The 24,608-nt window shown below is 56.6% G+C and carries 22 protein-coding genes, 3 tRNA genes and 1 other RNA gene; 10 read left to right on the forward strand and 16 right to left on the reverse strand.

The window, feature by feature from the left end; genetic code table 11:
* Positions 1-151: 151 nt before the first annotated feature.
* From TPH_RS14350 to TPH_RS14380, 8 genes are all read right to left on the reverse strand, one after another.
* The gene (locus tag TPH_RS14350; RefSeq protein ID WP_015051920.1) at positions 152-412 is read right to left on the reverse strand and encodes a pro-sigmaK processing inhibitor BofA family protein; all 261 of its coding nucleotides are present in this window, start codon (positions 410-412) and stop codon (positions 152-154) included.
* A complete protein-coding gene (locus tag TPH_RS14355) occupies positions 409-666 on the reverse strand; it encodes a DUF2508 family protein (protein ID WP_015051921.1) in 258 nt (85 codons plus the stop codon). The genes TPH_RS14350 and TPH_RS14355 overlap by 4 nt, the downstream gene beginning before the upstream one ends.
* 107 nt (positions 667-773) lie before the next feature.
* Complete coding sequence (gene recR / locus TPH_RS14360) at positions 774-1,373, reverse strand: recombination mediator RecR (protein ID WP_015051922.1); 600 nt, start codon at positions 1,371-1,373, stop codon at positions 774-776.
* Between the two features lie 18 nt (positions 1,374-1,391).
* A complete protein-coding gene (locus tag TPH_RS14365; protein ID WP_015051923.1) occupies positions 1,392-1,709 on the reverse strand; it encodes a YbaB/EbfC family nucleoid-associated protein in 318 nt (105 codons plus the stop codon).
* Between the two features lies 1 nt (position 1,710).
* Positions 1,711-3,591, reverse strand: coding sequence for a DNA polymerase III subunit gamma/tau (dnaX, locus tag TPH_RS14370; RefSeq protein ID WP_015051924.1), 1,881 nt, complete (start codon positions 3,589-3,591; stop codon positions 1,711-1,713).
* A gap of 355 nt (positions 3,592-3,946) precedes the next feature.
* An RNA gene (ffs, locus tag TPH_RS14955) (signal recognition particle sRNA large type) lies at positions 3,947-4,212 on the reverse strand.
* Between the two features lie 56 nt (positions 4,213-4,268).
* Positions 4,269-4,345: transfer RNA gene (locus tag TPH_RS14375), tRNA-Arg, on the reverse strand.
* 14 nt (positions 4,346-4,359) lie between these two features.
* A tRNA-Ser gene (locus TPH_RS14380) sits at positions 4,360-4,455 on the reverse strand.
* Between the two features lie 1,102 nt (positions 4,456-5,557).
* Between TPH_RS14380 and nadE the strand changes: the two genes are divergently transcribed.
* Positions 5,558-6,505: an NAD(+) synthase gene (gene nadE / locus TPH_RS14385; protein ID WP_015051925.1), complete on the forward strand. Its 948-nt coding sequence runs from the start codon at positions 5,558-5,560 to the stop codon at positions 6,503-6,505.
* A 130-nt stretch (positions 6,506-6,635) separates the two neighbouring features.
* On the opposite strand, the gene TPH_RS14390 is transcribed toward nadE, so the two are convergent.
* Entirely contained in the window at positions 6,636-7,721 is a 1,086-nt protein-coding gene (locus tag TPH_RS14390; RefSeq protein WP_037999146.1) for a mechanosensitive ion channel family protein, read from the reverse strand.
* A gap of 372 nt (positions 7,722-8,093) precedes the next feature.
* A tRNA-Ser gene (locus TPH_RS14395) sits at positions 8,094-8,188 on the reverse strand.
* Positions 8,189-8,602: 414 nt separating this feature from the next.
* Between TPH_RS14395 and tadA the strand changes: the two genes are divergently transcribed.
* From tadA to TPH_RS15790, 4 genes are all read left to right on the forward strand, one after another.
* A complete protein-coding gene (tadA, locus tag TPH_RS14400; protein ID WP_015051927.1) occupies positions 8,603-9,139 on the forward strand; it encodes a tRNA adenosine(34) deaminase TadA in 537 nt (178 codons plus the stop codon).
* 481 nt (positions 9,140-9,620) lie between these two features.
* A complete protein-coding gene (locus tag TPH_RS14405; protein WP_015051928.1) occupies positions 9,621-10,694 on the forward strand; it encodes a mannose-1-phosphate guanylyltransferase in 1,074 nt (357 codons plus the stop codon).
* 1 nt (position 10,695) lies between these two features.
* Positions 10,696-12,069, forward strand: a complete 1,374-nt coding sequence (locus TPH_RS14410; protein WP_015051929.1) for a phosphomannomutase/phosphoglucomutase — start codon at positions 10,696-10,698, stop codon at positions 12,067-12,069.
* Positions 12,057-15,629 (forward strand): glycoside hydrolase family 130 protein, encoded by a 3,573-nt coding sequence (locus tag TPH_RS15790; RefSeq protein WP_015051930.1) that lies wholly within the window; start codon positions 12,057-12,059, stop codon positions 15,627-15,629. The genes TPH_RS14410 and TPH_RS15790 overlap by 13 nt, the downstream gene beginning before the upstream one ends.
* Here TPH_RS15790 and TPH_RS14420 read toward each other — a convergent pair.
* From TPH_RS14420 to TPH_RS14440, 6 genes are all read right to left on the reverse strand, one after another.
* Complete coding sequence (locus tag TPH_RS14420) at positions 15,614-16,975, reverse strand: glycosyltransferase (protein ID WP_015051931.1); 1,362 nt, start codon at positions 16,973-16,975, stop codon at positions 15,614-15,616. The genes TPH_RS15790 and TPH_RS14420 overlap by 16 nt on opposite strands.
* A complete protein-coding gene (locus TPH_RS15510) occupies positions 16,972-17,139 on the reverse strand; it encodes a hypothetical protein (protein WP_158502686.1) in 168 nt (55 codons plus the stop codon). The genes TPH_RS14420 and TPH_RS15510 overlap by 4 nt, the downstream gene beginning before the upstream one ends.
* Positions 17,120-18,142, reverse strand: a complete 1,023-nt coding sequence (locus TPH_RS14425; protein WP_015051932.1) for a hypothetical protein — start codon at positions 18,140-18,142, stop codon at positions 17,120-17,122. Before TPH_RS14425 ends, TPH_RS15510 begins: the two co-directional genes overlap by 20 nt.
* A 2-nt stretch (positions 18,143-18,144) precedes the next feature.
* Positions 18,145-19,359, reverse strand: a complete 1,215-nt coding sequence (locus TPH_RS14430) for a glycosyltransferase family 4 protein (RefSeq protein WP_015051933.1) — start codon at positions 19,357-19,359, stop codon at positions 18,145-18,147.
* Between the two features lie 746 nt (positions 19,360-20,105).
* A complete protein-coding gene (locus tag TPH_RS14435) occupies positions 20,106-20,858 on the reverse strand; it encodes an ABC transporter permease (protein WP_015051934.1) in 753 nt (250 codons plus the stop codon).
* Positions 20,855-21,493: an ABC transporter ATP-binding protein gene (locus TPH_RS14440; RefSeq protein ID WP_015051935.1), complete on the reverse strand. Its 639-nt coding sequence runs from the start codon at positions 21,491-21,493 to the stop codon at positions 20,855-20,857. The genes TPH_RS14435 and TPH_RS14440 overlap by 4 nt, the downstream gene beginning before the upstream one ends.
* 442 nt (positions 21,494-21,935) lie before the next feature.
* Between TPH_RS14440 and TPH_RS14445 the strand changes: the two genes are divergently transcribed.
* The 5 genes from TPH_RS14445 to TPH_RS14465 all read left to right on the forward strand — a co-directional run bounded on the left by TPH_RS14445 (position 21,936) and on the right by TPH_RS14465 (position 24,495).
* Entirely contained in the window at positions 21,936-22,481 is a 546-nt protein-coding gene (locus tag TPH_RS14445; RefSeq protein WP_015051936.1) for a DUF1638 domain-containing protein, read from the forward strand.
* A gap of 7 nt (positions 22,482-22,488) precedes the next feature.
* The gene (locus tag TPH_RS14450) at positions 22,489-23,172 is read left to right on the forward strand and encodes a Crp/Fnr family transcriptional regulator (protein ID WP_037999671.1); all 684 of its coding nucleotides are present in this window, start codon (positions 22,489-22,491) and stop codon (positions 23,170-23,172) included.
* Positions 23,173-23,244: 72 nt separating this feature from the next.
* Positions 23,245-23,517 carry a hypothetical protein gene (locus tag TPH_RS14455; protein ID WP_028991235.1) on the forward strand — a complete coding sequence of 91 codons (273 nt, stop codon included), beginning with the start codon at positions 23,245-23,247 and terminating at the stop codon, positions 23,515-23,517.
* A 153-nt stretch (positions 23,518-23,670) separates the two neighbouring features.
* Complete coding sequence (locus TPH_RS14460; protein ID WP_015051939.1) at positions 23,671-23,910, forward strand: MTH865 family protein; 240 nt, start codon at positions 23,671-23,673, stop codon at positions 23,908-23,910.
* Positions 23,911-24,282: 372 nt separating this feature from the next.
* Positions 24,283-24,495: a transposase family protein gene (locus tag TPH_RS14465; RefSeq protein WP_148275930.1), complete on the forward strand. Its 213-nt coding sequence runs from the start codon at positions 24,283-24,285 to the stop codon at positions 24,493-24,495.
* The last annotated feature ends 113 nt before the right edge of the window (positions 24,496-24,608 follow it).

Here is a 24,608-nt window from a genome sequence, read left to right on the forward strand (position 1 = left end):
CTCTGCATAAAGGATTGCCGGCTGGCAGGTAAGCGAAGGCCTGCAAGAAACGCCCTTAGATTGCCATACAAATTCCTTCCGTTCAACGGCCAACCGCCGTCCGCCGTCAAATGGACGATTCCGGCGTTGCCGCCCTCTTCCGGCATGGCACCTACCCCGCTACCGCCTTCAAAGCCAATAGCAGCAGCAAACCGGGGAGGCCCAGCAAACCCACCGCCGCAGCGCTTACCGGATTGAGGCCCAGCGTCCACCCAAAGGCTCCGGTGCAGGCATTGACCAGGAGCAGCACCAGCCCGCCGCAGAGCAAGCGAAGCCCTAAGGACAGAAACAGGCGCAGCGGCCCCCACAAGGCCTGTCCCACCAGAAACAACAAAAAGATGCCGAACAGCACCCCCAGAATGCTCCCGATCATAGACCTTCCTCCCAGGCCTGCTCCCTCTCCCGGACCCTCTTCCAGAGATAAACGTAGCGCTTTTCCGCAGCCTTCAGGGAAAGGATGGCGTAGTCCACGAGATCGGGGTCCGACACCTGCTCAAAAAAATTGCGCGCCGCCACCCACTCCTGGTGTGCATCGGCCAGCGCAAGATAGTCGTCGTTGTATTTGTTCTTGCCCTTGCGGAAGAAATCCGAAAGGCTGCGGCACTGATCGGTAAGCCAGTTGACCACGGCAGACACCCCCTCGGACGATTGAGCCCTCTTTTTTCTTAACATTATATGAAGAAGGGTGCCCGATGATGAAAGCAAAAGTTAAGGGCTGCCTGCCGTTCCATTAATTAGATCTCCTGCCTCCCCAGCAGAGACCGGCTCAGGGTAGCCGTATCGGCGAATTCCAGATCTCCCCCTACGGGCAGGCCGTGGGCAATCCTGGTGACCTTTAATCCCATCGGCTTCAACAAACCGGCCAGGTAGAGAGCGGTGGCCTCCCCCTCCACATTGGGGTTGGTGGCCAGGATCACCTCCCGGACACCCCCCCGGCGCAGGCGCGCCAGCAGCTCTCCGATCCGGAGATCTTCCGGCCCCACCCCGTCCATCGGGGAAAGCGCCCCGTGCAGAACATGGTAAAGCCCTTTATACTCCCCGGTGCGCTCAAAGGCCATGATGTCGCGCGGCCACTCGATCACGCAGAGGAGGGAGCGATCCCGGCTTTCGTCACGGCAAAAAGCGCAGGGCTCTACATCCGTCAGGTTGCCGCAGATGGAGCAGAAAAAGATTTTCTCCCGCGCCTCCATAATCGCCCGGGCGAGCTGCTCCGCCTCACCGGCAGGCGCATGCAGAAGATGCAGGGCCAGACGCTGAGCGGTTTTCGGGCCGATCCCCGGCAACCGGCGCAGAGCTTCAATCAGGGCCGCCAGCGGCTCCGGATAGAGCAGCAAAAACGCTCACCCGCACTTCTAAAACAGCCCTGGGATCTTGATCCCGCCGGTTACCTTTTCCAGTTCCTCCGACGCCCTGGCCCGGGCGTTCTTCAGGGCTTCATTGACGGCGGTCAGCACCAGGTCCTCCAGCAGCGAAGGATCGTCGGGGTCTATCGCCGCCGGGTCGATCTTCACTTCCTGGATCTCCTGATGGCAGTTGGACACCACCCGGACGGCGCCCCCTCCGGCGCTCCCTTCGACGTGGATATCCCCCAGCTCCTGCTGGACGCGCGCCATTTCCGCCTGCATCTTCTGCACCTGTTTCATCATCTTCTGCATGTTGCCAAAACCCACATCAATCGCCCTCCTCAATCCTTTTGATGACCTTGCCGTTAAAAAGCGTTAGAGCCAGACTCACCGGATCGTCACCGGTGAGGGGAGCTTCCCCATTGACCCACCGGGAAACAGGGCTCTCCGGGGACTGCTTCTTCTGGGGAGCATCTCTCTTCTCCTCCCGGCCTTTTTCCTCCGGCCGGGTGCTGCCGCCTTTCGGCACCAGCGCCAGCTCCAGAGAATAGCCCCCCTCCCTCAGGGCCTCGCAGAGCGCCCTGCGGTTCTCCTCCTTTTGTTCGATGATATCGCAGTAGATGGAAGGGGCCTCCACCACTAGGGTGCTGCCTTCGATGCGCAGCCCACACTCCGGCAGAACTCTGGAGAGGAGGGGGTGGCTGCCCACCCTTTTGATGAGGACGTTCCGGATCGCCGCCGGATCTGGCTCTTTGTTCTCACCGCCGGGGGGATCCCTCAGAAGCTCCTCCCGGTCAAAACCGCGCAGCCCCTCTTGCTCCTGCCCGCTCTCAGTGGGCACCGCCCCCCGCTTCTCCTCCCGTTTGCAGGAAGGGGCTCCCTCGACTGCGGCGGGATGACACCGCAGCTCCTCGGATTCGGCCTTATCGCCGGATCCCGGCGGGGCTGCCCCTCCCGCTCCCTCCAGAGCAGCCTGAGGCATCCCTCTACCTTCACCGGTCGCCGCAGGCGCTGCCGGCACCCTTTGGCGGATCTTTGCGCTCCTTTCACCATCCAACCCCTGCTGCTGCCCGCCGCCTCCCCCCCCTCCGGCCGCAGCCGGACGAGAGGCAGGAACTGCCGCAGGCCGCTTCCCGGACAGGGCATCCTCCCTTCCCTCCCTTAGGGCACCCTCACCTGCAGCCCTGACGCCATCAACAACCCGCAGCAGGGCCAGCTCCAGGATCAGGTCCGGCCGGGCACTCCCGCGCATCTCCACCTCGGCACCGGCAATCTCCCGCAAGAAGCGGACATACAGCCTTTTATCCGGCGCTCCCACCCCCTCTTCGAAGAGCAGGTCGCGCAGGCGATCGGCCAGCTGCAGCAAGGCCCGGCGCGGCTCATACCCCCGGGCGAAAAGGCCGTCCAGCTGCTCCATCAGTGCGGGAACATCCCCGCCGGCAACCGCAGCGATGAGCCCATCCAAAACCTCCTGACGCGGGGCCCCGGTCAGCATCTCGACATCCTCAAGCCTGATCCGCCCCCCGGCGAAGCTCGCCGCCTGGTCGAGCAGCCCCAGGGCATCCCGCAGGGCACCCCCAGCCTGGCGGCTGATCAAGTCCAGGGCGGCATCCTCGGCCTCCCAACCCTTCTCCCGGGCGATCCGGGCGAGGTGGCCTTTGATCAGGGAGCGGTCGAGCCGGCGGAAGTCGAAGCGCTGGCAGCGGGAGAGGATGGTCAGAGGAACCTTCTGCGCTTCGGTCGTGGCGAGGATAAAAACGGCGTGGGCAGGGGGCTCCTCCAGCGTCTTCAAGAGGGCGTTAAAGGCCTCTCCTGTCAGCATATGCACCTCATCGATGATGTAAACCTTATATCTCCCCCCTCCGGGGGCCATGCCGACCTTCTGCCGGAGTTCGCGGATCTCCTCGATCCCGCGGTGGGAGGCGGCATCCATCTCGATGACATTGAGGGATATCCCGGCGCTGATGCTGCGGCAGGAGGGGCAGCGGTTGCAGGGCTCCCCATTCTGGAGGTCGGTGCAGTTGAGCGCCCTGGCCAGAATGCGGGCGGTGCTGGTTTTTCCCGTCCCCCGGGGGCCGCAGAAAAGATAGGCATGAGCGATCCGCCCGAGCACAACGGCATTCTTCAGGGTGCGGCTGACGTGCTCCTGCCCGATGACATCCCGAAAAAGCTGCGGCCGCCATTCCCTGTACAAAGCGAGCTGCTCCATCCCTGCAGCCTCCTTTCCCGGCTCCGGAAGCCGCGCCCCCTTTCTGCCTGCACCTCCACTGACAAGCGGTCGCAGACACACCAGGCACGGGGTGGCCTTTTCCAAAAATTAATATAGTATACTTACCGGCAAATCGCAACAAAAAAGCGCCCGGCTGCCAACGCAGGGCAGCGCAGGTGAGCTCTTTAAAAGACCCACCGCCCTTCGAAAGCGTTGCGGCGTCCCCTTTTCCGGACGGCCATGCGCACTCCAGGTTCGAGCCAACGCCGGCTAACAACAGCTGTTTCCTGCGGGCTCTTTCTTATACAAAAAAAGTGGCTTTTCATGCCACTTTTGCCATCCTCAAATTTAATGGCCGTGCACCTGCCTCCGAATTACACCTTCCGGGCGGTACCGGTGCAGTTAGCTCGGTTCAGGCACCCCCGCGGCACCCAGGAAAGCACCACTTACCGCTGCTTCCTTCCGGACCTGACGGGGTTCATGGGTTCCTGCTGCGCGGGACCCAAACGTCTTCACCACTTACACCGGGCAGCCCCACAAGGCTAACCCTCGGGCAGGGATTCGACCCCGCTCTAGCGGACTGCGGGCAACAGGGAACCGCTACCTCCCCATCTAGCACGACCATACCTCTCTTCTCTCTCTCGTCACTTCTTCCTCCCCGATAAAGGGACGAGAACTGGCGCGCCCAGAGGGAATCGAACCCCCAACCTACAGATCCGAAGTCTGTCGCTCTATCCAGTTGAGCTATGGGCGCCCCTATAATAAAAATGGCGGAGAGAGTGGGATTCGAACCCACGAGGCGGGTTTTTGACCCGCCCACTCGATTTCCAGTCGAGCGCTTTCGACCAACTCAGCCATCTCTCCGCACCAGATCCGTTCACTGTTATTATACCATCTTTTCCGCCTCAAGCAAATGCGGCCCCGGCATTTTTCCCTTCTCTCCGGCTCCAAACCCGCTTCAACGCAGACCGCTTCCAATTAGCTCTTCCATGCCCCGCTGCTTGCAATCTGCGGCCGCAGTGCGGATGCCTCCCCGGCAAAAAGCAGCTTATTCATTTGCTTTCTAAAGCCGGATAGGTCAACCGGGACTGTGAATCTCTTTAACCACAAGTGTGTCAATTTGATCGACAAAAGATCTTACTTCATCAAACCAGGTAGCAACAATATCGGCTTCAAATTTGACCAGGTCGGCATAATCAGCTTTCCGGCGGGCGTCGAACAGCCCGTTATGTAATTTCTGAAAAAAGCAATTCCGCCTCAGTTATAGCTTCTTTAGCGCCTTCTAATAAGCGTTGTTCCTTCCTCATAGCCTAGGCAGTGGCAAGTGACCCGGTAGCTTACCTGGCTGCTCTTATCCTCAATGGCCACGTTAGTAATCCCCCCTGCCACTATCATACACTATGGTCACAACCGTATACCAGTATTTTCAAATTTGAAGATGGTGACAACCCGCTGTAGGAAATTTCCAAGATTTTTATTGTTTATAAACCATGGTTAAATTAGAATAGTAGATGGTGAAGCTTAATTGGAACGCCTAGCCTGCGGCCTCGGTGGTAGAATAGAGCTAGAGATGCCTGCCGGTTGTTTAGAGATTACAAGAGTAATCCCGGCAGGCCGGGTAAAAAGCAGACCCTCAAGCCGCCTGGGGCGGCACCAACAGAGCATGAAAATACCCGACGGGTCTACCGGCGAGCGACCTATGGAAGGCCGGGTAACAGGAAAGGCGAAGCGAGGATGACAGGTCGGGATGCGAGCACAGACACCTTATGAGTTTCGATGGAATGGATTCGCTGCGAGGCCAAACGCTGCGATTGACAGAAGCAGTTCGCAACTTGTTACGCAGCATCCCAGAGCTGTCCCGAAGCGAGCCGTCGTCCTGTCCGGCCTGGAATCGGGAGTCGAGCGGTAGACCGGCGGGTGAACTCGATGTATTTTCATGACAGGTAAAACGAGGAGGAGACCATCTTTGGCAGGGCTCGAAAGTCTCCAAGCAGAAATGCAGATCGATTCCGCTGCTGTCGCCTCTCGTCTTACTCAATTCATTGCCGCGAAAGTGGAGGAACTCGAAAGGGAAGGAGTGATACTCGGGCTCAGCGGTGGAGTGGACTCGGCAGTTGTCGCCGCTTTATGCAGAATGGCGATTGGCCCTGACAAAGTACTTGTCCTTGTGATGCCAGACAAAGACTCTCGTAAGGAACACTTCCATGATGCTCTCACTTTGGCGGCAGATTTAGGAATCGATATCAAAGTAATCGATCTTACAAATTGGCTGAAGGAAGTGGATGCATACCGTCTTTTTGCTTTAACCAAATATTCGTTTCTCGGTAAGCTCCGAGAAAGAATCATGCAAGCCGCTTACGGCTACTATCGAAAGAAGACTGGAGAAACTCCATTTTCGTCGAGTCTCTTAGGGTTCAAGGACAAAGACTTTTCTTCGTATCTCAAAACAGGGAATGCTTACTACCGCTTAAAACACCGGCTGCGCATGGTGCTGCTTTACCTCCACGGAGAGCTTGAAAACAGGCTGGTTGTAGGCTGCGCCAACAAGACAGAATACAAAATCGGCTTTTTTGTCAAGCACGGCTGCGACGACGCTGCTGATGTCATGCCCCTTCTTGACCTTTATAAAACTCAAGTGAAGGCACTTGCTCAACAGTTGGATATTCCAACGCATATCATTGAAAAAGCTCCTTCCCCCGATATTCTTCCCGGCATAAACGATGAAGAGGCAATAGGCCTTTCCTATAAAGAGCTTGATCTTATCTTGCTGGCATTAGAAAAAGGCTGGGCTGAATCAGAAATCAGCCAGGCGGTTGGCGTCGAAAAAGAAAGGGTTGAGTATGTTAAGGGTCTTATCCAGAGATCGGACCACATGCGCCAGACCTATTTCCCCAAGCTCCAAAATAGTGTATAACAGGTAGTGGGGCTACAAATTGTCAAAATCTGGGGTCAACCCACAATTCTTAATACGCAGGGCTATAATAAATAACAACAGGCAGATAAAACACGGGAGGGTAAAGCAGCGATGTTGTATAACGGCCACGTTAATGTTTAACATTGGCCTGCAACTCATTTTCAAAATAAACGCTGGTGCTGGGGAAGGCCAAGGCGACACCTTCCCTTTCTAAAATCTCCACTATCTTAAAGTTGATGTCCTCTTTCACTTCCAGGTACTTTGCCCAGTTGGTGGTAATGGTGAAGAAATACAGGAAGATCTCTATACCGCTCTCCCCGAAAGAATCGAAGCGCACGAAGATCGTCTCCTTATGGACTTCTGGGTGCTTTTCCAGCATCTCCTTAATATCCCTGATGCACCTGGCTATTTTTTCTTTCGGGGTATTGTACATGATGCCCAGATTGAAGGTAATCCTTCTTTTTCCCATCCTGCTCCAGTTGGTGATCGACTCATTGGCCAGAACGGCATTGGGGATCGTCACCAAAGCATCGGCAAAGGTGCGGATCTTCGTGCTGCGGAAATTAATGTCCTCCACGGTGCCTTCCACGCTGGGAGTCGCGATCCAGTCCCCGATACTAAAGGGCTTATCCGTGATGATCACCAGGCCGCCGAAAAAATTGGTGAGGACATCCTTGGCGGCTAAAGAAATCGCCAGACCTCCCAGCCCCAAACCGGCAATAAAACCGTCGATCCTGTATTCCCACTCTTGAGCGATAATAGTAACGGACAGGGCAACCATGATCACCTTGGCCGCTTTGGCGAGGACCGGCCACAGTATTTTATCGATCTTAATGCCCAGGAGCTTCTCCAATTCCCCATCCAATTCCTGAAAGCGATCGGCCAGATTATAAAAACCCACGGTAATCAGAATGATGATCGCCGTTCGAAAGCACCTGGCAATAAACAGGTCGGCCTCTCTGCCGAACGGCAGGTAGCTGAGGGCTAAATACAACCCCAAGACGATAAAAAACAGCTGCAGCGGCCCGCGAAACCCCTCAATCAAAAGGTTATCCAGATTGGTCTTGGTCTTCTGCGTGAAGGAGAGAACGTACTTAAAGACTAAATCGGTAAAAACCCTGCGGAGGACCACCCAGAATGCGAAAATTGCTGCCGCTATCAACAGGTTGTAGATCAGGTCCAAATTAATTAGATCCAGATACCGGATAAGCCCCATCACACTCATTCCCTCTATATTTATATTAAAACTACTATGCCGCTTTTCCCGACAAATTCCACCTGCAGGACACACCTCGTCGCTTCTTGAAGCCACAGCGGCCTCAAAGATATCTATTTTTTAGTACAATCTATTTTTTTAGTACAATATTTAGTTAGTACAATATTTAGATAGAAAATCCTGCACCGATTACCGGGCAGTCGTTTATATAGGGTGGGCTGGAGGGGCATCCCCTTGCGCCCGCCCGACACCTCTTAAGATCCCGGGAACACTTCGGCTTGAGGGGGTGCCCGCTTTAAAGCCGAACCGGCATTCGGCGCAGGTGAAAGGAAAAACAACAGGCTTGCAGCAGAACCACAAGCCCGCAGCTTCTGGCGGAGAGGGTGGGATTCGAACCCACGAGGCGGCTCAGCACCACCTACTCGATTTCGAGTCGAGCGCCTTCAACCGGACTCGGCCACCTCTCCCTATGTTCCCGCTTTTCTTGAAAAACACCGTCGCCTAAAAATTATATACCGACTTTCATCAACCTGTCAAAACCCGCCCGGGATAACCGCGAACTTCTTTCTCAAGTCCGCAAAAGCCCCTCCATCCCTCTATTTTCGACCAGTCCTTTTACAAATAGAAGGACTGCTCCTGCTATGTGTCGAATATCCAACATGAGACCTCACACCCGCCCCCACCGCAGACGGAAGGCTAAGGCCGGCCGTCAGAGGTCACAAACGTCCGCATTTGCCTTTAAAAACAGCCGGCGCTGCCGGCAGCACCGCCGGGATGGCGCTGAATTGCTTTTGCCCGGGCCTCCATGGTAAAATAGGCCAAAAGTTAAACCAGTCGGTACCCCGGACGGCATTACCGGGAAATGATACAGGGGACGATTCATGGAGAAAGAAGAACGCGCAACAAGCGATGAAACATTCATGAAAGAGGCCCTCAAAGAGGCCTACAAGGCCGCCGCCAAAGGGGAGGTTCCGGTGGGAGCGGTTGTCGTCTCCAAAGGAGAGGTCATCGCCCGCAGCCACAACCTCAAAGAAAGGCTTAACGACCCCACCGCTCACGCCGAAATGCTGGCCCTGCGCGAGGCCGCCCTGCGGCTGGGCAGCTGGCGGCTGAACGGCTGCACCCTTTACGTGACCATGGAGCCCTGCCCCATGTGTGCCGGAGCAGCCATTCAGGGGCGGGTACAGCGGATCGTCTACGGCGCCCCCGACCCCAAGGCCGGTGCCGCCGGGAGCTGCGTCGACCTGCTGGGGGAGACCTGCTTCAACCACCGCGTCGAGGTGGCAGGAGGGGTGCTGAGGGAAAAGTGCGCCCGACTGCTGCAGGAATTCTTCCGCAAGCTGCGGGCCGGCGAGATAGCAGCAGCCGCACCCCCTTCGGAGCCCGATGAAGGGTGCCATCCACTCCCCAGGCGATAACACATCTTCCCAACCAACCCCCCTAACAAAGGCAATTCTTAATCCGGCAGCTGCCAACCGGCAACAAACAGAAAACGCTCTTTTCCCCACAGGCAAGAGAGTGGCAGTCCACCCGGCAACCGTTGCCGGTTGGCGGCCCGAAAGCAGCGACCGGCGAGCTTTTTTCACTCTTACTGTCCCGTCTCTCACAGGTACGATCCTCTGCCCCGCCGCCGGCATTCCTTTTAAAAGGTTGTTGTTGCCAGAAGAAAGTGCTAAAATAGACTGCAGACATGTCGCCGGAAAAAGCCCTCGGGATCTTCTCCTCAGAAAACCTCTCCTTTTATAAGTTAAGTTATAAGTCAAGGCCCGGGGCCGGACAGGCCCTATGCCACAGCCTTAGAACCACGCACAATTCGGCAAACCCTCGCAGCAAATGACAGCCATTCATTGTGACAGAAATCGCACAGCGAGTTTCTCGACGCGAAAGGTGGGTGATTTCATGACCTACGCAGTGATTATGGCCGGTGGGCGGGGGGAAAGGTTCTGGCCGAAAAGCAAGCAGCGCTGCCCCAAGCAGTTTCTGAGGCTGGTGGAGGACAGAACCATGCTTCAAAAAACCGCCTCCAGGCTGGAGATGTTCCTGGCGCCGGAAAACATCTTCGTCATCACCGCCAGGGACTACAGGGAGATCGTCCTGGAGCAGGTACCCGAGATCCCCGAGGAAAACCTCATCTTCGAACCCTTCGGGAGGGACACTGCGGCCGCCATCGGGCTTGGTACCATCGCGGCGAAAAAGAGGGACCCTGCCGGGGTGATCATCGTCCTCCCTGCCGACCACTACATCGCCGACGAAAGGCGCTTTTGTGAGGTGCTGGAGGCGGCCGTCGGCGCCGCCTCCAGCGGGGAACACGCCGTAACCATTGGTATCCGCCCTGTGCGGCCGGAGACCGGATTCGGCTACATCGCCCGGGGTGAGCGCTACCGGGATTACAACGGCATCCCCGCCTACCGGGTGCTCGGGTTCACCGAGAAACCGGACCGGGAGCGCGCCCTTCAATTCCTGGAAAAAGGCAACTACCTCTGGAACAGCGGGATCTTCGTCTGGAGGGCCGACCTGATCGAAAGGCTCATCGAAAAACACCTCCCCGCTCTGGCCGCCGGGCTCAAGGAGATCGAGGAGTCTTGGGGCACGGAGCGATGCGGGATGGTGCTGGAAAAGGTCTACGCCGGGCTGCCGAAGATCTCCATCGACTACGGGGTGATGGAGAAGGCCGAAGGTGTCCTGGTCTTCCTCGGCGATTTCGGCTGGGACGATGTCGGCTCCTGGACCGCCCTGGAGTCTTACAAAAAGAAGGACGGCAACGGCAACATCCTGGAGGGGCGTGGTGTTCTGGTGGATACGGAAAACACCCTGGTACAGACCACCAGCAAGGTGGTTGCCACTCTGGGGGTAAAGGACCTGATCGTCGTCGAGGACGAGGGAAGCATCCTCATCTGCCACAAGAAAAAGGCCCAGGAGCTGAAAAAAGTGATCAACGCCCTTCAAGAAAATGGATATAAGGAGATACTGTAAAATGAATGCCGATATCTTTCGCCAGTACGATATCCGCGGGCACGCGGAAAGGGATCTCACCGACGAAACCGTCCGGCTGATCGGACGGGCCTTCGGAAGCTATGTCCTGGAGCACGGCAAAAAGGACGTTCTGGTGGGCAGGGACAACCGGCTTAGCTCGCCGAGAATCCACCATGCCCTCCTGAACGGACTGCTGTCAACCGGCTGCCGCGTCATCGACATCGGCACGGTGGTCACCCCCATCCTCTACTTCGCCAGGGAGCACTGGCAGGTGGAAGGAGGGGTGATGATCACCGGCAGCCACAACCCCCCTGAAGAGAACGGCTTCAAGCTGGCCTGCGGACCGGGAACCATCTACGGAAAGGAGATCACCCACCTGAGGGAAATGATCTCCAGAGGGGAATTCCGCTCCGGAGCCGGCACCCTGGATTCAAAGGATGCCGCCGGCCCCTACATAGAGATGCTGAATGAAAAGATCCGGCTGGGGCCGCGGAAACTCAAGGTGGCGGTGGACTGCGGCAACGGTACGGCCTCCCTTTTTGCGGAAAGGATCCTTCAGAACTGGGGGTGCGAGGTGATCCCCCTTTACTGCAGTTCGGACGGAACCTTTCCCAACCACCACCCGGACCCGGTGAAAACGGCCAACCTCACCGCACTCAAAAGTGTGGTGCTGGAGGAAAATGCCGACTTAGGGGTCGCCTACGACGGAGACGCCGACCGCATCGGGGTCGTCGACGATCGGGGGAATGTGGTCTGGGGGGACAGGCTGATGTGCCTCTTCTGGCGGGAAATCCTCCCCCGCCATCCGGGGGCACTGGCGATCATCGAAGTGAAGTGCTCCCAGGCCCTGGTAGACGAGGTGCGCAGGTTAGGGGGCAAACCGGTCTTTTACAAAACCGGGCATTCCCTGATCAAGGCCAAGATGCGGGAGACCGGAGCGGTCTTTACCGGGGAGATGTCGGGTCATATGTTCTTCGCCGATGAATATTATGGTTATGACGACGCCTTTTATGCCACGGGGAGGCTTTTGAGAATACTCTCCCATACGGAGAAGTCCCTTTCGCAGCTGCTGGCAGACATCCCCCACTATTACGCCACCGCCGAGACCCGGATTCCCTGTCCCGACAAGGCCAAATTCTCCGTGGTCTCCCGCCTGGTGGAAAGGTTCCGCAGGGAGTACGAAATCATCGATGTCGACGGGGTGCGGGTGATCTTTCCCGACGGGTGGGGCCTGGTGCGGGCCTCCAACACCCAGCCCGTTCTGGTTGCCAGGTGCGAGTCGCGAACGCCTGAGGGGCTGAGGAGGATCTGCACCATCATGAAGGACGCCATCGGGCAAAACGAAGAGGTGGGTGAGTTTGAATGGGAGTTTTAGACCCGGAGGTCCTGTTTCAAAAAAGCCTCAGCGGCCCCCGGGAACAGGCGCGGGCAACTAAGGATGTCAACCTGGTCATCGGCGTTCCCTTTTACAACGAGGTTCGCACCCTTCCCCGGGTCCTCCAGTTTATCGAGGAGGGCCTGGCCGGGATGCAGGCGCTGGAACGCTCGCTCATCATCTGCGCCGGGGATCCCGCCGGCGCGGAGGCCCTCAAGGCCATCAAGGAACTCGATCTCAAGGCCGCCCACATGGAATTTCTGATGCTGCCCGGCTGTAACGGCAGGGGAGCGAGCATCAGGGCAATTATGGAGCTGGCAAACATCCTGGAATCCGACCTGGTGCTCCTCGCCGCCGACCTGGTGGGGGGAAAGGGATCCGGCCTGCAACCGGAACACGTTAAACAAATGATAGAGCCCATCGGGGAGGAATACGACCTGGTGCTGGCCTCCTTCCGGAGGCAATACTACGAAGATCTCCTGAGCAGGCTCTTTTTAGGGCCACTCTTGGAGGTCCTCTACGGTTTTAAAATCAGCGACCCCATCAGCGGAAATTACGCCGTCTCCCACGACCTGGTGGAGGACTTCTGCACGGACATTAAATTCTGGTCGGACCTGACCCGGGGTTTCGGCATCGATCCCTGGATGATCACCAGGGCAATCATTCAGCGCAAGAAGATCTGCGAGGTGCCCCTCGGTTTTAAAACAGAAGAGGTATCCCTCGACAAAATGAAGCACGTTTTTAAAGATCTGACCGGGTTTATCTTTGAGGCCATCAAAAGGGATGAGGAATTCTGGAGAAAAGGGAGGCTCATCCGGAAAACTCCGGACATCTGCGAAAAGGAGCCCTTCGGGGAAACTCCTTTGCTTCCACCCCCGGAGTCCCGGGCTCTCATCCGCCACTTCGCCAACGGCTTCCACCAGTACCGCGCCGTTTTCGCCGATGCATGCCCGGAAGCGCTTTTTGCGGCTTTGGAGAGAAGCGCCTCCGCTCAGGATAGGGATTTCCATTTTGACGGCGAGACCTGGGCAAACCTGGTCTACGACCTCATCTTCCACTACAGCTTTGCGCCGGACGCCGGCAGGGAGGACATCCTGGAGGCCCTCACCGCCGCCTTCTGCGGGAGGCTGGCCGGCTTCCTGAGTCACCTGGAAGTTCTTCAGGAGGACCTGGCCAGCAGCAAGAACGCCTACAGCGCAACCATCATCGCCGGCCGGGCCGAAAGCGAGAAGGAGGAGCAGAGAAAGCACTTCCTGCACGGGCGCGACAGCTTCATCCAGAAGTGGAGCCAAAAAACCTGGGAGCACAAACCCCCCCTGATCCCCGCCGACTTCCTGGAGTTCATCCCCGGCAGGCCGATCGTCCTGCCCAAGAGCATCGAAGGACAAGGCGGACGGGAAATCCGGACGGCCGACATCTTCAGCAGACTGCAGAATCGCTACACTGAAAGGTTCCATGAGTTTCTGGAAAAAGGGCTGAAGATACCTTCCACCTCCCCTTCTTCCGTGATCGCCCGGCACTTGGAGGAGTTTATGGCGGAAATGGAGAGGGTCATCGATCGCTTGGCCCCCGGGAACATCTATACCGAGGAGGGAACCAGGGAGGCCGTTTTCAGCATCTTCGAGCTCCTCGGTTATCCCAAGACCTACGGCATCAAGGATGAGATCTTCCGGGAGGCCCTGATGCACTTTCCGCCCCTCAACATCATGATTCCGGAGGGCTGCCGGACACCCAGGGAGCTCACCGAGAGGATGCTCCCCAGGGATGCCGTCACCCTGGCCAACCTCATCGAAACCCGCAGGTGGACCGACCGGGTACTGCTCCGGATCCTGGACCACCTGACACCTGAGGACATGGAGGAGATGGAGATCAAGCCCATCATCCTGGGTGAGAGTATCCTGGGAGGGGCGTTCAAGCTGGGGAAGATCTCCGATCTCAACATGCTCACGACGAGGCTGGTGGTCAGCCCCCTGAGCAAGGGGGTAGGAGGGAGGTATCCTAAGCTCCGCTTCTTCCTCTTCATCGGCAGGCAGATCATGATCGCCCAGAACTATTCGCTCCTCTACAGGACTTACGCCCGGGAAAGGAAAAACCTCGGGAAAAAGATTAGAAACTCCCTCATCGGCCGCTTTGAAACCAGCCCCTTTTCTGCCTACAACATCTTTGAAAACTTCCACCACCGCGCACTCGTAACCGCCCTCCGCATCCTGGCCCAGAAGATCACCCTCACCGGGCTGGAAAGGGATGCCTGGCTGCTGAGGGAGATGTGCAACGGCTACGGGATCAGCCAGGTGCTGGACGACGGCACCTTCATCCCCTGCTCCTCCTGGAGCTGGGCCAGCTACAGCGCCAAAGGAGGCACGGGAATCCCCACCCCCCTCTCCTCGCACGTGGAAGAGAAGTGGTTCAACCACGACTTCCTGGAGGAAATCTACGCGGAACTGGGTTTCGATCCGGGGGAGATCCTGCAGCGGCTCACACAGCTGATCGGGGAGGGAAGGGCCTACGATGACCTCCTGGATGTGCTCCTCGGGCTGAAGCCCAAAGATGTAACGGTAATCGCCCAGGAAACCCAGGACTACCCCCCGGCCAAACCCCTGGTGCGCCATCCCGGCAACCCGATCCTCAGCCCTCTGAAAGAGCACCCCTGGGAGAGCAGGTACGTTCTCAACGCCGCCGCCGTCCGCCTCCAGGGGAAGGTCCACCTGCTCTACAGGGCCTACGGGGATGACGAGGTTTCCCGCATCGGTCTGGCGGTCACCGACGGGTATCGGGTGTTGGAGCGGCTCCCGGAACCGGTGTTCGTTCCCCAGACCGAACGCGAGAAAAAGGGGGTTGAGGACCCCCGGGTCGTGATCATCAACGGCCGCCTCTACATGCTCTACACCGCCTACGACGGAGTCATCGCCCAGATAGCCGCCGCCTCCATCTCCGTCGAGGACTTTCTGGCCCGCCGCTTCGACCGCTGGCGCAGGGAGGGTCTGGCCTTCCAGGACGTCTGGGACAAGGATGCCTTCCTCTTCCCGGAAAGGATCGGCGGCAGGTACGTGATCTATCACCGCATCGAACCCAGCATTTGGGTCTCCTATCTGGATCAGCTCAAATTCCCGGTTCCCAAAGAAAGCCACACCATCATCATGGGCCCGCGCCCGGGCAAGATGTGGGACTTCCTGAAAATCGGGGCCGGCGCCCAGCCCATCAAAACCAGGTACGGCTGGCTGCTGATCTACCACGGGGTGGATAAAACCCGGGTGTACCGCCTAGGGGTCATGCTCGTCCCCCTGGACAGCCCGGAGCGCATCATCTACCGCTCTCCCAACCCCATCCTCTCCCCGGAGGCTGAATACGAAATCGGGAAGCCGGGTGAGAGCTGGGTGCCCAATGTGGTTTTCACCTGCGGCGCCGTCCCGGCGGAAGACAAGGAAATCCTGGATGCCGATGACGAAATTCTCGTCTACTACGGGGCTGCCGACACCCACCTCTGCCTGGCTACGGGACGGGTGGGGGATCTGATACCCGAAGAAATCAGGAGGGAGCTGGAGAATCAGGCGCGCCCGTAGTCATCCTCGAGCCGGATGATGTCGTCCTCACCGAAGTAGCTACCGGTCTGGGTCTCGATAAAGATCAGCGGGGACTCTCCGGTATTCTCGATCCTGTGCGCAGCCCCGCGGGGAATATCCACCGCCTGTCCGGATTGAAGCGGAATCCCCCTCCCGTCAAGGGTCACCAGGGCCTGCCCGCTCACCACATACCAGTGCTCCTGCCTGCGGAAGTGCTTCTGGTAGCTCAACCTCCGCCCCGGTTCCACCGTGATCCTCTTGACCTTGCAGTCGGGGGCGTCGAGCAAGACCTCCCACTTCCCCCAGGGGGTCCGGGCGCGGCGCGCCCTGGCCTTTTCCTTTTCTAAAACCTTCCTGTAGACCTCCAGATAATCGTTCACCATGCGCTCCCTGCTAAAGCGCTCCTCTACCCACTGCCGGCAGGCAGCCCGTTCGAGCCCGGGGATCCGCGCCAGGGCCTCAACGGCCTCCCCCACGCTCCCCACCAGGTAGCCGGTCACACCGTCCCTGATCACCTCCGGCATCGAACCCCTGTTGAAGGCCACCACAGGGGTGCCGCAGGCCATGGCCTCAACGACACTGAGACCGAAGGGCTCCTCGAAACTGATAGGGTGCAGGAGGGCATAGGCCCCGCCGAGGAGGCTGCTCCTCCTCTCCGGCCCCACAGAGCCCAGGTAGGTTACCTGGTGGCCGTCCAGGAAGGGGGCCACGTGCTCCCGGAAGTAGGCCTCATCCTGGATGATCCCGGCGAGGAACAGCCTCATTCCGAAGCGGCGGGCGATCTCGATGGCCTCCCGCGTCCCCTTGTCGGGATGGATCCTCCCGAAGTAGAGAAGGTAGTCTCCCTGTTCCGGCGAGAATTCAAAGGACTCCACATCGATGCCGTGGTAGACTGTGGCGATGTACTCCAGTTCCGGGCTGCGGTCGGCGTTGCTGATGGCCACATAGTAGCTCCTGTCGGCGTATTCCTTGTAGACGGGAAGGATCTTCGGCGAAGAAAAGCCGTGGATGGTGGTCACAAGAGGCGTGTCCACCAGCCTGCTGTAGGAGAGGGGCAGGAAGTCGAAGTTGTTGTGGATGAGATCGAACTCCCCCGCCCGCTCGAAGAGATGGGCGATGTGCAGGCACTCCCACACCTTGGGGAGAATGGAGCTGTCCTCCTCGTAGGGGGTCTTGCAGACGTACTCCAGCTTCGCCCGGGTCAGGGAGTCCCCGGTGGCGAAAAGGGTAACATCCACCCCTTTCTCTACCAGACCCTCGCAGAGGAGGGAGACGACCCTTTCCCAGGGACCGTAATGTCTCGGCGGTGTTCTCCAGGCAATCGGCGACAAAAGAGCAACCTTCATGGCTGTCTTCCAACCGGCTCTCCGGCTCCGCCATCCGGACGCACCCGGATCCGAAGCCTGGGAGCCGGACTTTCTCCCCCTTTCGCTGCAGTTTTCTTCCTCTCCAACAGAGCCACCAAAAATCCCGGCTGCCGGCAGCAGGCATCAGCGCCTTCCAGCCTCACCCTCCGGAGCCAGTTTCTGCATCACCTGTTCGCTGTAGAGCAGGGAAAGGAGCGCCTCGGCACCCTGGTTGGGGTTCAGCCCTCCCGGCACCAGGGCGTCATGGCACCCTCCGGTTTCCGGGTTGACGAGAGGCATCTTGTTGATGTTCTTACCCAGATACCACTCCCGGGCCAGCCGGGCGAGTTCCAGATACTGCTTCTCCCCGGTGGCCAGATAGGCCTCCCGGCAGGCCAGCACCGTGGAACAGGCATCGACGGGCTGCTGGTCGTAAAGGGGAGCGTCCTCTCCTTTGCGCCACCACCCCCGGTTCCCAACCACATTCAGGTAACCCCGGGCAAAGAGGTGGTCGCAGAGGAACATCATAGAATCCCGGGCAACCGCCCGCGCCCCGCGGTCCCCGGTGAAGGAATAATAGGCAAACAGCGCCTGAGGGAGGATGCCGTTGCAGTAGGTCACCCTTTCTTCAAACCAGTACCAGCCGGGGCTCTTGGTGCGTTGATAGCAGCGGATCAGGTTTTGAGAAAACTCTTCGGCGGTCTCCAGGAGGGAGTTCCTCCGCTCCTCGAAGACGGCGGTGCAGTTGAGCAAACCGATCAGGGTGTAGGCCTGGGAGCGTAAGTAATGGAGCCGCCTGTTCGCCGGCAGAGCTTTCTCCAGCATCTCCCTGCTCAGCGCGCTCACCTCCTCTAGATCGCTGGAGGCGGCGCTGCTTAAAGCCAGCAAGGCCCTCCCCTGACAGTCCTCCGAATCCAGATCCGGGAGGAAGACCCCATCCTTCCGGAGGTTGCACCAGGTCCCGTCCGGACGCTGCGCCTCTTTGAGAAAGCGGGCGTAAAGGGAGGCATACCTCTCCCTTTCACCGTCCTCCATGTTCAGGGCAACCAGGAGCGCCCTGGCATTATCGTCGACGGTATAGCCGCTTTCGGGATCCGGTTCCCCCCCGACGGAAAACTGGATCATCCCCGTTTCGTCGGTCATCCGGGCCAGGTGCCGATAGTCCACCCTCACCACCTCCAGAGGCCCTTCTTCTCCACAGATGCAGCCAGCTCACCGGGAATAACCTTCTCACCTGTAAAGGCCCTCGCCGGGCGCCTGCAGGCCTGCCGAGCGACATCAGCATAGCGGGCGGCTACGCGCGGCCACTTGATCTCCTCTCCCAGCCGGGACGCCCTGATCTCCAGCGACCTCTGGAGCTCCGGCCGGGAAAGCACCTGGTCGAGGAGCCTGCTCAGGGCCTCCGGGCTGGCATCCGGCGCCACCAGCCCGCACTTGTTTTTCTTGAGTACCCCCAAGGCGTACTCGTAAGGGGTGGAAACGATCGCCCTGCCGCAACCCAAGGCGTAAGCGAGGGTTCCGCTCACCGCCTGGTCGCGATTCGGATAGGGGCTGAGGTAGATGTCCGTCAGATACAGGTAATCTCCCAGTTCTTCAACGTCCAGAAAGCGGTTGACAAACCGCACGTGATCCTGCAACCCCAGGTCGGCAACCAGGCCCAGGAGCTTCTCCCGGTAGCTCTCCCCATCCCTCCTCTGCAGGACGGGGTGAGTCCTGCCGGCAATTATGTAGAGAAGATCCGGGTGTCTATCGACGAGCCTCTTGACGGCCAGGATCCCGTTCTCCAGCCCTTTGCTGGGGCCGATCAGCCCGAAGGTGGTGACCACCCTGCGCCCGGAGCAGCCGTAAGCCCTTTTGAGCTCCTCTCTCTCCTTGGGCCGGAAAACGGGTACACCGTGCGGGATGATGGCAATCCTTTCCCGTCCTACGGAGTAGACCCTCTCCAGCAAGTGTGCAGAGCGCTCGCTCATGCAGATGACGGCCGCTGCCTTCTGCGCAAGCAGACGCAGCAGCATCTTTTGATTGGGGCCCGGCTGAGGCAGCACGGTATGGGTTACCAAAAGATAGGGCTTATCTAGAACGGACACAAAATCAAGGATATACCCACCATCAGCACCCCCGTAGATCCCGTACTCATGCTGAATGATCACCGCCTGGAGGTGGGGGAGGATGCTGGCCTGCCCTGCCGCCTTGATATAGTCCTCCCTGCACTCCTGTCGGATCACCCAGCGCACCTCCGGGGGATAAGCATAGGTGTCCTCATCGGAGATTGCCGCTATCCACACCGAGTGTCCGGCACTGACAAGATTGTCCCTGAGATCCCTGGAAAAGGAGGCAATGCCGCACTGTCGCGGTGGATAAGTGCCTACGTTCAAAAAATTCATAAAAATCTCCTCCTTTCGGTACATCCTTACAGAGCAACGGCAGATGACCGGCACCACGAACGATCGGTCCGCTTCCGCCGATCCCCTTCGGAAGCACACCGACCGTCCGGCCGGTCGAGTTTTTAATAACCTGCAACCTGCGCCCGTCTGCGACTTTTTCGAAATTGGATTAAAAGCGATCTTTTCCGAGAGCATCAGACCGTCCCTGCTGTCCTCAACCGAACACCAGGAACGCCCTGCCCCTTTTCAATACAGCTGGAATTAAAGCCATAGAAAGCAGAACCCCATTGGACTGGCTTATGGGGCAAACGGCTTGAAGAAAGGAAGGCGGCTGGTAATTAAAAACATGTTTTGTTATAATATAACATATTATCAAGCTCCCGGCAAGCGGGAAGCACACCCATTACAGCTCGATATGGCATAAAATCCTGCTTAATCCGGTGTTTCTCCCACCCCGCGCGAGTGTTTTTAAAATCCGAATCATGAAGCGCATGGCGGGCGCACACACAGAAGCCCCGCAAACATTTGCGGGGCTTCTTGAAATCCTTCGGCGCGCCCTTTCAGTCCATCTCCCCATCCTCAGCGTAGGCAACCGCTTCGATCTCAACCCGTACACCTTTTAGGCAGTCGGAAAACCTCAATACACGTGTCTTTCTGCATCCTCCCCCCACTTGCAACACTATTTCCCCCTACAAAAAAACCAAAAGAGCCCCAGCAGTGCTGTGACCGGTCTGCGGCTTGATGCTTTAAAGAAGCTGTTGATTTTCCATATTAAAGAATGTCCGGCAGCCAAGTTGCAGCATTATAATTACCGATAGCGCTACCGCTCCCAAAATACCAAGCATAATAGAGATTTGATAGGCGATTGCCGTTGTGGGTGCTGTACCGGAAAGAATCTGCCCTGTCATCAAACCTGGTAAAAATACGATACCCATTCCAACCATTGAGTTTATCGTGGGTATTATGGCCGAGTTAAAAGCACTGTTAACAACACTCCTCGATGCTACATTTGGTGTTGCACCAAGTATGAGAGCTTCTTCAATCATGGCTCTTTGAGTAGTCATTCCTTCAAGTAATGATTTCACTCCAAGCGACATCCCTGTCATAGAGTTGCCAACAAACATTCCAGCTATCGGAATAAAATACTGCGGATCATACCAAGGGTTAACCCTCACAACAATCAAAAGGAAATATAAGAGACAAGTAAGAGTACCCACACCCATGGAAAAGGCGATGACCCTTTTTAAGGAATTTGAGAGTTTATCCGTAAATTTATTAAATACTGTATAAACTGCAAAAGCTTCCATTAACAAAATGATCCCTACTGTAATAAAAGGGTTGGGGTTATCAAATACATAGGTAAGAATAAAGCCTGTCAAAATAAGCTGCAATGTCATCCGGATAGACGAAATTAGAATTTCCTTTTCTCTATTAATCCTGCGAACCCTTACGATTACAAGTACAACCTGCGAAACTGTCAAATTATTTATCCCGTTCATAAGTGTACCTCCCCGGAACACTTACCATCGATTACTTCTATTATCGTATCGGAATAATGTTTAGCAATAGCCTTTGAATGTGTCACCAATACAAGTGTTTTGCCATTTTTTTTAACAAGGTCTGCCATCATTTCAATAATCAATTCCTCTGTTACCTCATCAAGTGCAGAACACGGCTCATCGAGAAGATACACATCAGGGTTAAGTAGTAGAACTCGACCCAACGCCAGCCTTTGTTTTTCCCCCCCAGATAGAGTATCCGCAGAGCTGTTAAGCTGTTTCTGTAGCCTGACTCGCTCCAAAATGTCAATTAGAAGATCATCACTCGGTAAGGGCTTCCCTTGAAATTTCAGTCCTATAGTCAAGTTGTCTCTGATATTGCCTTCAAATATAACAGGATTTTGTGAGAGCAAGGAAACACGTCGGCGGTGAGCAATAGAATCTATCTGACTTAGATCTGTTCCCATAAACAAAATCCTGCCCTGTGTCGGAGATATCATCTTGTTTAGCAGTTTCAAAAATGTTGTTTTACCACTGCCACTCGCACCAACAATTGTTGTTATTTTTCCTTTTTCTATGAATAGTTTCGGTACTTCTAACACGTTCCTAAATTTGACATCAATAAACTCAAACATGACCATCCCCCTATATGCTTATTGACAATCACTAACAACTTTCTATGAATTTTTCATCCATTCCTTTCATTAATTATATATCTAAATATAAGAATTTTTACCTGTCTGTATCAGGCAGGGTGCGGAAAATGGACTCAAAACCCTAACCTATGATTTCTTGTTCCTTCCCGTCGGTCAGGTGATGGGGTTCCTTTCAGCTCGCCGGCTCAGCAGACATGCCTCTCCGGACCTGTGAACGGCATGAGTGATCCTCACTCCCGAAGAACTGCCAATTTACCGCAATGCCTGTATATCGCATATTCCCTGCTGAAATCCATCCGGATCCTGTTACCACCGGTACCCCCCGGTCATTTAACAAAAAACTTGTAATCCATTTTACTGCAGGCCCTGCCGAACTCTGCTAATATTCCGGTAAAACATTTTTTTGAAAGGGGAATAAAAAATGATCGTGTGTTGTGGTATACTCCAGAAGGAGATCGAGCATCTGATGCAGGGCCGGGAGGAGATCCTCTACCTCGATGCCGGCCAGCACGTGGACCCGGAAGCCCTGGCCCGGTCGGTGACCGGTGCGTTGAAAGGCATCAACGGCACAAACATCCCCCTGGTGATAGGAAGACAGTGTGCTCCGGACCTGGAAAAGCTGGCCGGCGAGCTCGGCGCCCGGGTGATCCGGGCGGGTAACTGCATCGAAATGCTCCTGGGGGATCTGCTTGCCGAGTATGATGCCGAGGCCAAAACCTTTTATATCACGGGCGGCTGGCTGGAGAACTGGCGCAAGATATTCGTCGATGGACTCAAATGGGACGAGATTGACGCCCGCCAGAACTTCGGCTTTTATGACCGCATCCTGCTCCTCGATACCGGTCTGACACCTATCGATGACGAAAAAATACTCGAGTTCTACGATTACACCCAGGTCCCCATCGAAATCAGGCCGGTCAAACTGGACAACTTTCGCAAGCTGCTGGAGGAAATTATTGACGGGTGATGTCTGGATGAAAAAAATCAGGTGTATGAAAGATCTGGCCGTATTTTCAACCCTGGATTTTCTCGAACGGGAGAAAATCGGGGCACTGGCCGGGAAAAGGATCTACCGGAAAAACGAATACATCTTCTGCGAGGGGGATCCCGCCGACACCATCTACCTGGTCAAGTCCGGCCGCGTCAGGCTGTTCAAGGTCTCCCTGACCGGCAAGGAAATCACCCTCGACATCCTCAAAGAGGACGACCTCTTCGGCGAGAACACCTTCTTCGAAGACGCCCGCCATACCTTCAACGCCCAGGCCATGGAGGACACCTTCATCTGTTCCTGCAGCCGGGAAAGCTTTGCACTATTGCTCCAGAACCCTAAAACCTCGCTGAAAATAATCCAGCTGCTGGGGAAGAAATTAAGCCATTACACAGAACAGGTGGCCAGCATCGCCTTCCGTGACGTCAAGGGAAGGATATCGGCGGCACTGCTGAGGCTGGCAGAGGAATACGGGAAACCTGCTCCGGAGGGAACCGCTATAGATATCGAACTGACCCACCAGGATCTCGCCAACCTGGTGAACGCTTCGAGGGTAATGGTGACCAATGTCCTGAGCAGTCTGAGAGAAGAAGGAGCGATCGCCGCCAGGGGCCACCGCCTGATCCTGATCAACCGGGAAAAGCTCGTCCGGGCCGCCGAGGCCTTTTGAGATGGCAAAATGAAATCGGTAAATAGGAACGGCAGCCGGGCGCCCCGGCGGCAGGAACAAGGGGAAGGAAACATGCAGGTGGTGCAAAGCCTTGCCCGGCGCATCAACACGATGGCACTTCTGCTCTATGAAATCAAGGCTGGCACTCCCCTGGGCAAAACGGTGGAACTGCTCCTGGAGCTCTTCCGCCGGGAAGGAACTACGACACCGAACGGCGCCCTGATCCTGACCAATCTCTCCAGGCTTGACCTAGCCGAATTAGCGGAATTAAGCGCCGCGGAACTCCAGGAGTCCCTGGACCGCCTGGCAAGGGACAGCATAATCATCTACCGCATCTCCCCATAGGCCGGATACACCGCGCAAAGCCGCTGCTTGAAAGCAGCGGCTCTATATTTTTGCACTTCCTGTAAAACGGTTTACAGCAGCAAATCACACAGCGCGGTAAGATAGAGGCACCGGGACATCTTCCGGACTACCAGGCCATGAGGAGGTGAGACGATGTCAGTGCGTGAAACCATCAAAAACCAGATTATCGGGGCATTGAAGGGAGCAAACTTTCCCATTGGCAGCCCCGAGGCATTGCTGGCGGCTTTCCCCCAGGGGGCGGAGACAACCTGCCAGGCAGGGGACTTAAAGATGTCGGCGGGAGAAGCTGCAAAGCTGCTCACCCCCGACGATTTCCCATTCCGCAGCGCAGAGCAGGTAGCCGAGACAATCGTCAGCAGGGCAGGGCTGTAACGGTTCTAAGACACCTTATTTTATATTACAACTCCCGCATATCGGGTCGGAGGGGGCGGCTAACACCCGTCCCCCCACACCATCATACGTCCAGTTCGCTATACGTCAGTTCACCAAGCCTTACAAATGCTTTAGTAACGTGCGATTCATCAGGCCGTTACCTCGATCCCCGCAAATGTTCTCCCGCTCCGTGCCGGCGAAAGGCTCAGACCTTTCTGCGGCCCTCCGCGTATTCACCGCTTCTCTCCGCAGATAGAACCTCTCCTGGGTTTTCTTTTGTCCTCGCCTTCCGTGCGAACTCAGTGGTTCGCGGACACAAGGATTGCAGCGGCGGCTTCTATGGCCGGGGAATTTTCAGATGAATTCATAAAAATGAAATCCATCCACTTGGATGGTGGGGGTGAATTCTATGCCGATTTTGAATTGGCCTGCAAAGAGTATTGGATCAAGCTGTTCTGTTTGCCGACGCGAAGTCTAAAGCTAAATGAGGTTGTGGAAAGGCTTAACAGGACATACAGAGAAGAGCTTTGCGAGCGCTATGAGGGTGAGGCAAATCTAGGAGAAGTGTGGCGGGAATTGAAGTGATGGACAATCGAGGTTTATAATTAAGTTAGGCCACACCAAAACCTGGAGATATATGCCCCGCCCAATTCTCAAAGCAATATGCATCCTCTCAGCGCTTCACATGTATCGAACTA

The sequence above is a fragment of the Thermacetogenium phaeum DSM 12270 genome, from assembly GCF_000305935.1.
GTDB classification, from domain to species: Bacteria; Bacillota; DSM-12270; order Thermacetogeniales; family Thermacetogeniaceae; genus Thermacetogenium; species Thermacetogenium phaeum.